The sequence below is a fragment of the Paenibacillus macerans genome, assembly GCF_900454495.1.
GTDB lineage: Bacteria > Bacillota > Bacilli > Paenibacillales > Paenibacillaceae > Fontibacillus > Fontibacillus macerans.
Map to the genome: position 1 here is coordinate 733,476 of NZ_UGSI01000002.1, position 13,615 is coordinate 747,090.

12 protein-coding genes are annotated in these 13,615 nt (G+C 55.7%); all 12 read left to right on the forward strand.

The genetic code is table 11. The features are described from left to right. The first annotated feature begins 195 nt into the window (after nucleotides 1-195). Nucleotides 196-2,010: a stage II sporulation protein D gene (spoIID, locus tag DYE26_RS33950; protein WP_244927445.1), complete on the forward strand. Its 1,815-nt coding sequence runs from the start codon at nucleotides 196-198 to the stop codon at nucleotides 2,008-2,010. 105 nt (nucleotides 2,011-2,115) lie between these two features. After that, nucleotides 2,116-2,865, forward strand: a complete 750-nt coding sequence (locus DYE26_RS26395; protein WP_036619250.1) for a M23 family metallopeptidase — start codon at nucleotides 2,116-2,118, stop codon at nucleotides 2,863-2,865. A gap of 303 nt (nucleotides 2,866-3,168) precedes the next feature. Beyond that, nucleotides 3,169-3,453 (forward strand): sporulation transcriptional regulator SpoIIID, encoded by a 285-nt coding sequence (gene spoIIID / locus DYE26_RS26405; protein ID WP_036619252.1) that lies wholly within the window; start codon nucleotides 3,169-3,171, stop codon nucleotides 3,451-3,453. Between the two features lie 240 nt (nucleotides 3,454-3,693). Next, nucleotides 3,694-4,692: a rod shape-determining protein gene (mreB, locus tag DYE26_RS26410; protein WP_036619254.1), complete on the forward strand. Its 999-nt coding sequence runs from the start codon at nucleotides 3,694-3,696 to the stop codon at nucleotides 4,690-4,692. Nucleotides 4,693-4,770: 78 nt separating this feature from the next. Beyond that, nucleotides 4,771-5,673, forward strand: coding sequence for a flagellar hook-basal body protein (locus tag DYE26_RS26415; RefSeq protein WP_036619256.1), 903 nt, complete (start codon nucleotides 4,771-4,773; stop codon nucleotides 5,671-5,673). Nucleotides 5,674-5,701: 28 nt separating this feature from the next. Then, nucleotides 5,702-6,526: a flagellar hook-basal body protein gene (locus tag DYE26_RS26420; protein ID WP_036619258.1), complete on the forward strand. Its 825-nt coding sequence runs from the start codon at nucleotides 5,702-5,704 to the stop codon at nucleotides 6,524-6,526. Nucleotides 6,527-6,538: 12 nt separating this feature from the next. Beyond that, complete coding sequence (locus DYE26_RS26425) at nucleotides 6,539-6,739, forward strand: DNA-directed RNA polymerase subunit beta (RefSeq protein WP_036619260.1); 201 nt, start codon at nucleotides 6,539-6,541, stop codon at nucleotides 6,737-6,739. A gap of 497 nt (nucleotides 6,740-7,236) precedes the next feature. Further along, the gene (gene fabZ / locus DYE26_RS26430) at nucleotides 7,237-7,659 is read left to right on the forward strand and encodes a 3-hydroxyacyl-ACP dehydratase FabZ (RefSeq protein ID WP_036619262.1); all 423 of its coding nucleotides are present in this window, start codon (nucleotides 7,237-7,239) and stop codon (nucleotides 7,657-7,659) included. Nucleotides 7,660-7,685: 26 nt separating this feature from the next. Then, nucleotides 7,686-9,404, forward strand: a complete 1,719-nt coding sequence (locus DYE26_RS26435; protein ID WP_036619264.1) for a phospho-sugar mutase — start codon at nucleotides 7,686-7,688, stop codon at nucleotides 9,402-9,404. Between the two features lie 201 nt (nucleotides 9,405-9,605). After that, nucleotides 9,606-11,624 (forward strand): DUF5693 family protein, encoded by a 2,019-nt coding sequence (locus DYE26_RS26440; protein WP_036619267.1) that lies wholly within the window; start codon nucleotides 9,606-9,608, stop codon nucleotides 11,622-11,624. Further along, complete coding sequence (gene csaB, locus DYE26_RS26445) at nucleotides 11,597-12,796, forward strand: polysaccharide pyruvyl transferase CsaB (RefSeq protein ID WP_036619269.1); 1,200 nt, start codon at nucleotides 11,597-11,599, stop codon at nucleotides 12,794-12,796. Before DYE26_RS26440 ends, csaB begins: the two co-directional genes overlap by 28 nt. Nucleotides 12,797-12,804: 8 nt before the next feature. Beyond that, nucleotides 12,805-13,566, forward strand: coding sequence for a WecB/TagA/CpsF family glycosyltransferase (locus tag DYE26_RS26450; protein WP_082207638.1), 762 nt, complete (start codon nucleotides 12,805-12,807; stop codon nucleotides 13,564-13,566). Nucleotides 13,567-13,615 lie beyond the last annotated feature (49 nt).

Consider the following 13,615-nt stretch of genomic DNA (forward strand, 5'->3'; position numbering starts at 1 on the left):
TCTTTGCAGTCTGAACCGCAGCTGCTTTTGATTTGTTATGCTTTTTTGTCCTGAAACGAACCTTTCAAAACATCGGAAATTCGGTAGCTTGCCGTCACATTCTAAGTTTTTCGGTTCTAGCAGATTCTGAAAACTCATATCTATGAGTATAGCGATCAAACGATATAACGGGGCAAAAGCTAGGATGCGATCGTTATGGAAGATCGCGGCAGTCAGAATCCGATGGAGGTAACTCAGTTGCTGCAGGAAAAAACGCATTCTTTGAAAATAAACGTCGCGCCAAGGCAGGAGAGGCCGGCGGGCAGTACGGCGGAGGGAAGGCCGCCGGCGGCACGGGCAGACGGCCGTAAGCCGGAGGAGGCGGTTGGCGGGGCGAGGCTGGCGCTGGCGGGGAAAGCCGCTGGCGATGCAACGGCAACGGCGGCAGGGAAAAGCGCGAGTGATGCCAAGCTCGCGGGGGCGACAAAGGCTGCAAGCGGTGCGCAGCTGCAAGCAGCAGGAGGGGGCGAGCGCGGAGCGAGGACGGGGGCAGTGGAAGAAAGTGTTAGCGGTGGGAGACCGCAGATAGCAGTAGAGACCGTACGTGGCGCGAAGCCGGGGACAGCAGAAACCGCAAGCCGGGCAAAAGCGGGTGCGGCGATAGAAACAGCGAGCGGGGCGAAGCCGCGGGTAGCGGGAGGGGCCGTGCGAGGGGCGAAGCCGGGGACGGCGGAATCCGCCAGCGGGGCGAAGCCGCGTGTGGCGGCAGGCGATCCGCGCGGCGCGGAGCGGTCCGCGGCGGAGGCGCCCGCGCGCGTCGCAGACGCCCGCGCGCGGGCGGGCACGGACCGCGTGCGCGTCAGCGTGCGCACGCGAAAGCCACCCATCCGCCGCCAGGCGGGCGGATGGGGCGGGCGGCGCGCCGCCTGGCAGGCGGCGCTCGCCGCGCTGGCGCTGGCGCTGCTGCTGCCAGCGCTGCACGCCTGGCGCGCGGCGCATGCGCCGGCCGCGCGCACGGACCCGGCGGCGGTGCCGGGCACGCCGCCCGCCGCTGTGCAGGCGCCAGCGCCGCCGGGCGCGGCTGGCGCCAATCCGCCGCAGGCCGGCGAGGCCCCGGCCCCGCTGGCGGACACGCCGGTGCGCGTTTACCTGTCGCGCACCGGCGCCGTCGAAACCGTGCCGCTCGAACAATACGTGACCGGCGTCATCGCCGCCGAAATGCCGGCGGACTTTGAGCTGGCGGCGCTCAAAGCGCAGGCGATCGCGGCCCGCACTTTCATCGTCCGCCGCCTGGCCGCCGGCGACACGAGCGGGGTTCCGGCGGAAAACGCCGACGTTACCGATACGGTCGACCATCAGGTCTACCTCTCGCGCTCCGTTTTGAACGCATGGAAAACGGACGGCAAAGCGGAGCAGCTGGCCAAGCTGCAGGAAGCGGTCCGGCAAACGCAGGGAATCGTCATGACCTACCGAGGCCAGCCTATCACCGCCTCCTTTTTTTCCTCCAGCGGAGGATACACGGAAAATTCCGAGGAATACTGGTCTTTGAAAATACCCTATTTGCGCAGTGTTCCAAGCCCTTGGGACGCGAGCGTCAATCCCGGGAATCGGGAAACCGTCCGTTTACCGGTGGCTGAGCTGTTCGGCAAACTGGGTCAAGAGATGCCGGAGGATGTCAAAGCCGTTTTCGGGAGCGGCGGTACAAACCGGCAGGCATCCGCCTCTCTCAAAGCCGCCCCGTTTAAAGTGCTGTCCTGGACGACCGGGAGGCGAGTAAAAGAAGTCCGCGTCGGCGGCAAGGCGTATACCGGACGAGAAGTTAGGGAAAAGCTGGGTCTGCGCTCAAGCCAGTTTACGATGACGCTGGACGCAGGCGAGGTGAAGATCACCACCTACGGGTACGGCCACGGCGTCGGAATGAGCCAGTGGGGCGCCAACGGCATGGCCAAGCAGGGTTTCACGGCCACGCAGATTTTAAAACACTATTATACGGGGATCGCCTTCCAGCAGGCCTCGCATTTTTTAAAGTAGCCGAAAAGGATGCAAACTTGTATTCTAACTTTTTTTGAAATTTTAATATAATCCGAGTATAAAAGAATCCGCCCCGGTAACAATGGTTACTGAGGTGATGATTAAATGAATGAACAAGACCAAAAGAAACAGTCCCGCGAAGAATCTCCTAAAATTGGATTGGGAGAACCGGCAGCTCCGGTATCTTCGTGGAAAAGATTATTGTCGAAGAGATGGGTTTACCCGGCAGCATATGTGGCGGCAGCGGCAATTATACTAACCTTAGTGTGGGTCTACCAGGATGCGAGCAACAAGCCGATGGACTCGACCCCCGCCAGCGTGACCGACTCCGTAAACCTGTCCGGCGATGAGGGAGTGACGGGCCAGGAAGAGACGCAAGGTGGAGAGGCAGCCGAGGTGATCGCTTCCTCCGAAGATCTGGCATGGCCGGTCGCGAATGTGTCCGAGGTATCCGTCGTCAAGCCGTTCTACGAAAAGGACGCTACGGCGGAGCAGCATCAGGCGGCATTGGTGCAGTATAACGATACGTTTACGCCGAACACCGGGATCGACCTGGCGCGCGAAGACGGCAAGCCGTTTGATGTGCAAGCCGCGATGAGCGGGAAAGTGACGCGGGTGGAGGAAGTTCCGCTGCTCGGTTATGTCGTGGAAATTACCCATGCCAACAACCTGAAAACCGTGTACGAAAGCTTGTCGGAAGTAAAAGTGAAGAAAGACGCCGAAGTGAAGCAGGGCGATGTGGTCGGCAGCGCCGGACGCAACGAGATGGAAAAAGATCTCGACAACCACGTACACTTCGCCGTTTATGAAAACGACGAGCTGGTGAATCCGGAAACGGTGCTTCCGAAAAACTAACCAACCCGGCTAAATTAGTATCAACAGAACGCCGAACGATCCGGCCACCCGGATCGCCGGCAATGGCGGAGGGCGAAAGTCCTCCGCTTTTTTATCCGTTAGGCAAGCATTCTTCAGCCCCCCTATAATCTCTCCAAAGAAAGCAATGCCGTTTGCACTTTTCATCCGTTTATCGGCAGCCGTTTGCATGCCCCGAAAATAAATTGGTTCCACGGAAGCTTGTCAGGCTTGGAAACAAAGAATATATAGGCCCGCCACTCATATAATGTACCAAACTATCTCGAAGCAGAGGGAGGCGGGAGCGTGCACGATTACATCAAGGAACGGACGATTAAAATAGGCCGGTGCATCGTTGAGACGCGGCACACGGTTCGAACGATCGCCAAGGAGTTTGGGGTGTCGAAGAGCACGGTGCACAAAGATTTAACGGAACGTCTGCCGGAGATCAATCCGGATTTGGCCGATCAGGTCAAACACATTCTCGAGTACCACAAGTCGATCCGTCACCTGCGGGGTGGAGAAGCGACCAAGATCAAGTATAAGAAAAAAGGGCAGACCAAACGCGAGGTGATTAGCACGGTAAACTAATGGGTAAATATTAAAATTGCTTTAAGCGGATTAGGATTGAATACATCCCCTAAAGTATGGTATTTTTAACTAAGGTATAAGATCGTGGACTTCTATCCATCATTCCCGAATTTTAACGATTATGATCGGCTTTTGTCGAATCCGACTTCTGAGATGTGGGACTTTTACCATAGGGCTCTGGAAATGGCTGTACCGTCTTTTCCGTGATCCGTTAAAAATACGCTTTGGGGGAGCATCGTAATGATGAGCAAGGATATTGGTATTGATTTAGGCACGGCCAATGTGGCGATTCACGTTAAAGGAAAGGGAGTTGTTCTGGACGAACCTTCCGTCGTGGCGATCGACAGCGAAGGAAAACGCGTTATGGCCGTTGGCGAAGAAGCGAGGCGAATGGTTGGGCGTACGCCGGGCAACATCACTGCGATCCGTCCTTTGAGGGACGGGGTTATCGCCGATTTTGAAATTACGGAAACGATGCTGAAGTATTTTATCGATCGCGTTGGGGGAAGAAGCTGGTACAGCCACCCGCGGATTCTGATCTGCGCGCCGACGAACATCACCTCGGTTGAGCAGAAAGCGATTCGCGAAGCCGCTGAGCGCAGCGGGGCCAAAGAAGTTTTCTTGGAAGAGGAACCGAAGGCGGCAGCCATCGGGGCCGGGATGGATATTTACGAACCGAGCGGCAACATGGTTGTCGACATCGGCGGCGGGACGACGGATGTGGCGGTGCTCTCCATGGGGGACATCGTCACGGCTTCGTCCATTAAAGTCGCGGGGGACAAGTTCGATGCCGCCATTATTAAATATATTAAGTCGAAGTACAAGCTGCTCATCGGCGAACGGACGGCGGAAGATATCAAAATCAAGATCGGAACGGTTTATCCGAACGGACGGTTGGATGAAATGGATATTCGCGGGAGGGACATGGTTTCCGGGCTTCCGCTGACCGTGACGATTAAGGCTAACGAGGTGCAGGAGGCGCTTGCCGATCCGGTTTCGAACATCGTGGCGGCGGCAAAATCGGTGCTGGAGCGCACTCCGCCGGAATTATCCGCCGACATTATCGACCGCGGCGTGATTTTGACCGGCGGTGGCGCTCTGCTGAACGGACTTGACGAACTGCTCGCGGAGGAGCTGCACGTACCGGTGCTGATCGCGGAAGATCCGATGCACTGCGTAGTGAAGGGGACCGGCATCATGCTCGATAATTTGGACAAGGCCCTCAAGAAAAAGATCTGATCCGACGATATTATTAATGTAGGAATGTTATTGCCGCGGGGCAATTGAACATAAAATTGGGCAGATGGAGGGATGGCCATGTTAAGAGGTCTTTATACGGCGGCTTCGGGGATGCTTGCGGAGCAGCGCCGCCACGATACGGTGACGCAAAATATCGCCAATCTCAATACGCCGGGGTACAAACAGGTGAATTCGGTAGCGCACTCTTTTCCGGAGATGCTGATCGCATTGATGGGGGACAAGCGCTCGGGAAGCCCCGCTCCGATCGGAAAGCTGGTGACCGGGGTGTTTGCGGAGGAAAGCTTGCCTGCGTTCGTTCAAGGCGATCTGAAGGAGACGCAAAAAAGCACCGATTTTGCCCTCGTTTCCAGCTTGAGTTTGGACGATCCGGCTACCGGTGAGCCGATTGCTTTCGACGCCTCGGGGAAATACGTCGGGCAGGACGGAACGGTGACTTATCAGCCCCAGGCGTTTTTTGCCGTGGCGGATGAGAACGGCAATGTCCGATACACGAGAGATGGCAATTTTAACGTGAACGCTGCGGGCGAGCTTAGAACTTCGACCGGTTACCGCGTTTTGGACGATCAAGGAAACGCTATTGTTCTGGCCGCCGGAATGTCGGTAGACAGTTTGAAAAGCAGTGCCGCCGGGCAATTGACGACTTATGATAACAATACGGGAACGACGGTTCCGGTTGCCGCCCTCGGCATCGTTGTTGCGGACCGTCCGCAGCAATTGGTCCGTGAAGGGAACGGTGTGTATGTCGCCCAAGATGAAACGGCCGCCGGCATCCGAACTTTTGATCCGGCCGCTGACGGTGCGTCCGTTCGTCAGGGATATCTGGAAGTATCCAATGTGGACGCGGCCCAGTCGATGGTCGACCTGATGGCTGCCCAGCGGGCGTATGAGTCGAATCAGAAAATTATCCAATATTATGATAAGAGTTTGGAAAAAGCGGTAAATGAAATCGGCCGCGTATAACGCGGGCTAGGGAATAGGGAGGTATGGCATGAACAACTCCATGATCAGCGCCATGGTATCGATGGGCGGAATCCAGCAGCGTCTCGATTTGCTTGCCGATAACATCGCGAATGTGAATACCGTGGGGTATAAGCGTAAAGAGGCCTCGTTTGAAGATACATTAACCGAGGTGCAACAGCAAATTCCCAAATTCAATAATTTGACGGGCCGGGCGACGCCGTCCGGGTTCAATTTGGGCTTTGGTTCGAGATTGTCTCATGTGGCGTTGAATTTTCAGCAAGGCTCGATCAAGGAAACCGGGAACGCCACCGATCTGGCGATCGAAGGAAACGCTCTGTTTAGCGTACTGACGCCGGATGGGGTCAAAGCTTATACGCGGGCCGGGGATTTTCACATTCAGCCGAATCCGAATGATGGGGAAAGCTCCTATCTAATGAACAACCAGGGATATGTGGTGCTCAACTCTGACGGAGAACCCATTGAAATCCCGGCCGGAGCCAAACTGGAAATTGACGGTGCGGGCAATATCCGGGCGACGCTTGGGGAAGAGGTGACGGAAGTAGGCCGGATCGCTTTGCTGACGCCGGAGCGGCCGGAGGCGCTGCGTCAACGGGACGGTAATTTGTTCGTATTGGCTGACGGCGTAAATGAAGCCGATGCACTTGTCGATACGCTGACGCTTCCAGTGGGGAAACAGGCAGGAGTCCGGCAGGGAGCGGTGGAACAATCCAACGTGGATTTGACCGATGAGATGGCGGAGATGGTTCAGGTGCAGCGGGCTTATCAACTTTCGGCACGCGCCTTGACGTCCAGCGAGACGATGATGGGTCTGGCCAACAACTTGCGCGGATAGGTGGGGAGTTCCATGACTGAAGAACGTCGCCCTGAACCCAAGCGGGCTGCCTGGATCGTAATCCTGCGCATCGTACTTATCTTATTGTTCCTGCTCGTCGCTTTGGTGGGAGGCGCCGTCGTCGGTTACGTTGTGTTCGGGAAGCAGGACGCATCGGACATCTGGCAATGGGCCACCTGGCGGCATGTGTTTGATCTGGTGTTCGCCCCTTAAGAGGAAGTTCAAAAAGTCATCTTTTGATCACGAAGTAGAACTATGGAGCTTAATCGGCATCGAATCTTGAATTCAGCCGGGCCAAGCGAATGCTTCCGAAGCATGTTTCCTACGGAAACATTTCAGTTGCTCACGTACCCCAAACGTACGCTCCGCTCCTTACGTCCCTAGCTTCATCCAACCTTCTCGGTGCTGAAAACCTGACTTTTTGAATATACATTAATATAGTAGAAATTGAGCGGAAATGTCCACAACTCCCTGCAATGGGAGTTTTCTTTTTGCCTGCGGAAAATGTATAATGATGGGGGACCGTATGGCGAAAAAACAGTTCAAAAGGGCTTCATCCGTAAGCGGCGCTGACGCCGTCTGCGGATAAGCCCCTTATCTTAACCTTCGCTTTGCGCAGATGCGAAGGATAACTACAGTTTGACCGAATGCCGGCCGTTTTATTCAGGCGAGGTCATCCGCTATTTCTTTAAAACCGAAAGGAGATACATATGCTGGATATTAAACAGATACAGGAGATCATTCCGCACCGCCCTCCGTTTTTGCTGGTTGACCGGATCGTGGAGCTGGAGGTGGGAAAACGGGCGGTAGGGATCAAAAACGTAACGATCAACGAGCCGTTTTTCACCGGACATTTTCCGGAGTATCCCGTCATGCCCGGCGTACTGATTACGGAAGCGCTCGCCCAGGTAGGGGCGGTAGCGATTTTGCAGGTCGAGGCCAATCGCGGCAAAATCGGCTTCCTGGCCGGTTTGGACAATTTCCGGTTCCGCGGCCAAGTCGTTCCCGGCGATACGCTTCGCTTGGAGGTTGAGATTATCCGCCTGAAAGGCTCGATTGGCAAAGGACACGCGGTGGCCAAGGTCGATGAGAAAGTGGTTGCCGAAGGCGAGATTATGTTCGCATTGCAATAAGGAGAAAACAAGGAGGAGCATGAACCATGACTGAAATCAGCGCATCCATCAAAGCGAAAGTGGAGGGATGGTTGCAGGACCCTTCCGTAGATGAAGCGACCAAGCAGGAGCTGCGCAGTTTAGAGAACGATCCGAAGGAACTGGAGGACCGGTTCTACCGGGATCTCGAATTCGGAACCGGCGGGCTTCGCGGTGTGATCGGCGCCGGCAGCAACCGGATGAACCGCTATACGGTGGCGCGGGCTACGCAAGGCTTCGCAAAATATATTCTGGAAGCGCATGCCGGGAAAGAGGGGAATCCGTCGGTGGTTATTGCCCATGATTGCCGCCATTTTTCGCCGGAATTTGCGCTGGAGGCGGCGCTGGTTTTGGCCGGAAATGGTATCGTCGCCAAGCTGTTTCCGTCGCTCCGTCCTACGCCGCAGCTATCTTTTTCCGTACGGGCTTTGAACGCGACGGGGGGGATTGTCATTACGGCCAGCCATAACCCGCCGGAATACAACGGGTACAAGGTGTACAACGCTTCGGGCGGTCAATTGGTGCCGCATGAAGCGGAACGCGTCATCGCGAACATTCAGGAAGTCAGCGCGTTTGCGCAGGTGAAGCGCCTGACTCGCGAGGAAGCGGAAGCGAAGGGGCTGCTCGTTTGGCTAGGCGAAGCGGAGGATGAGGCGTTTGCGGAGACGGTTGCCCGCACCAGCGTGAACCGGGAGCTGCTTTTGGCGGGAGCGGCCAAAGAGTTGGTCGTCGTCTTTACGCCGCTTCATGGCACAGGTAATGTGCCGGTGCGCCGCGTATTGGAGAAGCTGGGCTTCACGCAGGTGCACATCGTGAAAGAGCAGGAGCAGCCGGACGCGAACTTCTCCACCGTGAAATCGCCGAATCCGGAGGAGCGCGAGGCGTTTGCGATGGCGATCGAACTGGGCAAACAAGCGGGAGCCGATCTGCTGATCGGAACGGACCCGGATGCCGATCGGATGGGAGCCGTCGTCAGAACGGCAACCGGAGAATATGAAATACTTACCGGTAACCAATCGGGCTCATTGCTTGTACACTATGTATTAAGCCAAATGAAAGAAGCCGGTACGCTTCCGGCGAACGGGGCGGTCGTCAAAACGATCGTCACCAGCGAACTCGGTGCGGCGATTGCCCGCCATTACGGAGCAACGGTGTTTAATACGCTAACCGGTTTCAAATATATCGGCGAGAAAATGGACCAATTCGAAAAAACGCAAGATTATACTTATTTGTTCGGCTATGAGGAAAGCTATGGATATCTGGCCGGCAATTATGCTCGCGACAAAGACGCGGTAGTGGCGTCGGCTCTGATCTGCGAGGCTGCGGCTTATTACAAGCGCCAAGGCAAAACGCTGATCGACGTGCTGGAGGAGCTGTACGCGCAGTTTGGGTATTACCGCGAAGCGCTGGCGTCCCGCACGCTGAAAGGCAAGGACGGTCTGGCTAAAATCGGCGAGTTGATGGAGAATTTCCGCAGCAATCCGCCGCAGCAAATCGGGGGCGTGCAGGTTAACGAAATGCTCGATTACTCGCTTGGCTTGGACGGCTTGCCGAAGGAGAACGTGCTGAAATTTTTGCTGGAGGACGGCTCCTGGTTCTGCTTGCGGCCTTCCGGTACGGAGCCGAAAATCAAATTTTATTTCGGCGTTTGCGGTACGTCGAGTGAAGATGCTTCAGCGCGGCTTGAACGAATCCAGGACGAAGTACTGGCTCGCGTCGACGCTTAATCGACTAGAACTCTGTTACAATTTCTTAGATTTTAAATGACAATTTGAGAAGATTTAACTGCAATGGTGCATTTATGATGGAAATATTGGTTTCGTGGACAGCTCATCGTATGTGCGCTTTTGCAGTTGTCTTCTTGATAGGGTGACCCAAACTTTCAGCCGTTAAGCAACTGCATTTATGCATTTTGAGGAGGTACCTTTGTGATTCGAAGTTGGCAGCGGTGGAATAACTTTTCCCGCAAATGGTTGTGGATATTGGTGATTGTCGGAATCGTGGCTTCCGTGCCGGTGATTTATGAACGGGTGGAAACGGAGTCGTCCTCCAATAAGGTGGAGTTTGTTTTCAATTATCGCGGTTTGTTGGAGATCGCTTCTTATCAAGCGGATCCGGCGACGTATATGAACGAACAGCTTGAGCGGCTGAAAGCGGCCGGAATTCACACGATGGCGATGTTTGAAAGCACGCTCGACGAGTTGTCGAAAGCGCGCCGGATCATGGTGTTTAGCGCGCTTGAAGCGGCAAAGTTGAACCAGTCCGTCATTTCCCCGGACGGCAATTACACCTATATCGCTTTTACCAGCGAGGAAAACGAGAAGCAGCTTCGGCCGATGATTGAGGAAACGTTCCGGAATCTGGGCGCCTCGGTGGCCGATTGGGAGTATCAAGGCCATGGCGGCTTGATCATTGGTATGGGCATGGAAGAAGCCGTGCTGAAACCGATGCCGCAAGATCCTATCGCGTTTGCTATGCTGCGGGACAAAGGGTTTCATATTTTGCCAAGGCTTTCGGACAGCAAGCCTTACGATCAGCAAGCGATGGACCGGCAACTGGCTTTTTACGCCGAAAACGGAGTAACCCGCATTTTATTCGACGGGGATTCCGTCAAGGGGTACAAAGACAATGAAAATATGAACAGCTTGCAGGGCTTTGCCGAGCTGCTGAACAAATATCACATCGGCATCGCCGCGATCGAAGGCTTGAAGGCGCCGCAAAAAGGCTTCAACAAGCTGGCGTATTTGATCGATTACAACGTTGTCCGGCTGCATTCTTTGGCAGATGCGGAAGCCGGTCAGGATACGGCTACTTTGGCTGACCGCTTTGTATTGGCCGCTAAGGACCGCAATATCCGGATGATTTACTTGAACGCTTCCCCGTCCAAAGATGCCGGAAAAGCAGCGATCACCAACCCGCTCGACAATCTGGTTCATTCCCTGCTGGCACCGGGCAATGCGATTCAGCGTATAGAAAACAACGGATTTGAACTAGGGACGGCGGAGCCTTTCCAAATTCATGATTCCAGTTGGCAGAAATATCTAAAAGCCTTGGCCGTTTTGGGCGGTGTCGCTTTTGTCGCTCTGCTGATTTCCTGTTTTCTGCCTTCGCTCACGCTGGCTGCGTTTGCCCTCGGTTTGATCGGCTCGGCCGGGCTGTATGTGCTGAAACCGGTGATGCTGGAGCAGGCGCTCGCTTTGTTCGTGGCGATCAGCGCACCAACCGTGGCGATGGTGCTGGCGATCCGCAAGATTCAGGAGCTGGGGGACAAGCATCCGGGCATGGCAAGCGGAAGAAGATTAATGCATACGTTAGTATTGTACGTCAAAACCGCGATCATCTCGCTTGCTGCGGTTCCGTTCGTAATTGCACTGCTTAACAATATTACGTACAGCCTGGTGTTGAATCAGTTCCGCGGCGTCAGCCTGCTGCATTTGATGCCGATTTTGTTAATCGCCGTTTACGTCTTTCTGTACCGGGGCAATTCCGTATGGGAAGAGCTGAAAAATTGGCTGAAGATGCCCATCACGGTGATTTGGGTCGTGCTTGCCGTGGTACTTGCCGCCGCTGCGTATTATTACCTAACTCGTACAGGGAATGCGGGTACGCTGCTGCCGGGCGAAGCGGTCTTCCGTTCGTTCCTGGAGAACACGTTTGGCGTGCGTCCGCGCAACAAGGAGTTTTTGCTGGCGCATCCGCTGTTTATCGTCGGTATTTTCGCCGCTTTCCGTTACCGCTGGGCGTTTTTTTCGATGATCGTGGCGGTGATGGGGCAGTTGTCGATGGTCGACACGTTCGCCCATATTCATACGCCGGCGGCGATTTCCCTGGTTCGCGACGTATTGGGCCTCGGGCTTGGTTTGGTATTCGGATTGATTGCCGTACTGGTTTGGCAAATCATTGAAAGGTGCTGGGATAAATGGTCGCCGCGACTGCTAGAACCATAGTTTTGTCGGGGTATTACGGATTTCGCAACAGTGGGGACGAAGCGGTGCTAAAGTCGATCCTGCTCGCACTGGAAGAAGAGGGGCTGACCTCGGGGATCGACATTAAGCCGGTTGTGCTGTCGAATGATCCGGAATGGACGCGCCGGACGTATGGCGTCGAAGCCGTGCACCGGATGAAACTCAGCGAGGTTAGGAAGGCTATAAAAAGCAGCAACGGGTTGATCAGCGGCGGGGGAAGCCTGCTGCAGGATGCGACGGGGGTCATGACGATTCCTTATTATTTGGGCTTTATCAAACTGGCCCAATGGATGGGCAAACCTACCTTTGTTTATGCCCAGGGGATCGGTCCGGTGAAACGCAAATTTTTCCGCCCGCTGATCGCCGCGGTTTTCCGGCGCTGCGATTACATCTCCGTCCGCGATGCGGAATCGGCCGCCCTGCTGCGCAGCATGGGGTTGCGCGGCGGCAACGTGGAGGTGGTCCCGGATCCGGTAATGGGGTTGACGCTGCCGGAAGGCGGCAGCAGAGCGGACTCACCGGTTGAACGTGATTCGAATGAGAGCATTTCCGTTGCAGCCCCTGGGCAAACGGAAGGTTCAAGCATAGACTCCGCCTCCCCTCTGCCGGTCGTTGGCGTATCGGTCCGCTTCTGGAACCGGCAGCGGACCGAGCTAACGCAGCTGGCCGAGGGGCTGTCGCTCCTTTGTCGACGCAAGTCGGTGCATATCCGCTTTTTGCCGTTTCATTTCCCGGGTGATGACGAAGCTTCGCGTTTCGTGATGGAACGGCTCGGAAGTGTGGCGGAATGCGGCTGCGCCGTAAGCATAGCGCCGGAGACGGAGCACCCGCAGGATATGCTGCGGGAGGTAAGCGAGTGCAGCCTGCTGATCGGCATGCGGCTGCACAGCTTGATCTATGCCGCCTCGCAAAACGTGCCGCTGCTCGGCGTCTCGTATGACCCGAAGATCGACCAATTTCTCGGCCGAATCGGGAGCGTTCCGGTCGGCACGGCGGAGGAGTTGGACCCGCGGATTTTGGCCGCCGAGGGCGAGCGTTTGCTGCAGGAAGGCGATGTCTGGCGTAAAACGCGTGCATCGCAAATCGCCGGCCTCAAACGCGAGGCGCGCGTGCCGGCGCGGCGGATCGTGGAATTTTTACGGAGCAAAGGGTGAGCAAGGTGATGACGAAGTCAATGGACCGGATTCCTACGGTATCGGTGTACGGTGTTCCCGTCTGCAAGTGGGGAATGAAGGATACGGTAGCCTACTTGACCCGGGCGGCCAACGAAGGAAAGCCGCATCAGGTGATTACGGCCAATCCGATTATGATGATGGCGGCCCTGGAGAACCCGGACTATATGGAGATCATGAAAAACGCCGAGCTTATAGTTCCGGATGGCACCGGGCTGGTGTGGGCTGCACAAAAAGGGGGCGACCCGGTAACCGAGCGGGTTCCGGGGTACGAGCTGCTGCACGAGCTGATGAGGCAGGGGGAACGTCACCAATGGAAGGTGTATCTATTAGGCTCTTCGCCCGAAGTGGTCAAGGAAACGGCCCGGCGGCTGGCGCTGCAGTATCCCGGGACGGAGATCGCAGGTTACCGCGACGGTTTTTTTGGGCCGGACGAAGATGAAATAGTTGTGGAACAGATCGTCAAAGCTGCTCCGCACTTGCTGTTTGTCGCGCGGGGAGCGGACAATCAGGAACCCTGGATCGCCAAGTATAAGGAAAAGCTGCGCGTGCCGGTGATAATGGGGGTCGGCGGCAGCTTTGACGTCATTTCGGGCCGCGCCAAAAGAGCTCCAATCGCTTTTCGCAAGCTCCGCTTGGAATGGTTGTACCGTTTGTTGAAGGAACCTACACGTTTCCGCAGAATGCTTGCGCTGCCCAAATTTGCGTTGCGCGTACTGCGGGATAGAGAAAACCTTACGAAAATGGGCTAAAAGTCGCGTTTTATTTGCAAAACATCGGAATTTTGCGCAAATACGGGGT

What these genes read in the sequence shown, in the direction of transcription:
- spoIID (WP_244927445.1), top strand. Translation starts at nt 196, where the DNA reads ATGGAAGATCGCGGCAGTCAGAATCCGATGGAGGTAACTCAGTTGCTG.
- DYE26_RS26395 (WP_036619250.1), top strand. Translation starts at nt 2,116, where the DNA reads ATGAATGAACAAGACCAAAAGAAACAGTCCCGCGAAGAATCTCCTAAA.
- mreB (WP_036619254.1), top strand. Translation starts at nt 3,694, where the DNA reads ATGATGAGCAAGGATATTGGTATTGATTTAGGCACGGCCAATGTGGCG.
- DYE26_RS26415 (WP_036619256.1), top strand. Translation starts at nt 4,771, where the DNA reads ATGTTAAGAGGTCTTTATACGGCGGCTTCGGGGATGCTTGCGGAGCAG.
- DYE26_RS26420 (WP_036619258.1), top strand. Translation starts at nt 5,702, where the DNA reads ATGAACAACTCCATGATCAGCGCCATGGTATCGATGGGCGGAATCCAG.
- DYE26_RS26425 (WP_036619260.1), top strand. Translation starts at nt 6,539, where the DNA reads ATGACTGAAGAACGTCGCCCTGAACCCAAGCGGGCTGCCTGGATCGTA.
- fabZ (WP_036619262.1), top strand. Translation starts at nt 7,237, where the DNA reads ATGCTGGATATTAAACAGATACAGGAGATCATTCCGCACCGCCCTCCG.
- DYE26_RS26435 (WP_036619264.1), top strand. Translation starts at nt 7,686, where the DNA reads ATGACTGAAATCAGCGCATCCATCAAAGCGAAAGTGGAGGGATGGTTG.
- csaB (WP_036619269.1), top strand. Translation starts at nt 11,597, where the DNA reads ATGGTCGCCGCGACTGCTAGAACCATAGTTTTGTCGGGGTATTACGGA.
- DYE26_RS26450 (WP_082207638.1), top strand. Translation starts at nt 12,805, where the DNA reads ATGACGAAGTCAATGGACCGGATTCCTACGGTATCGGTGTACGGTGTT.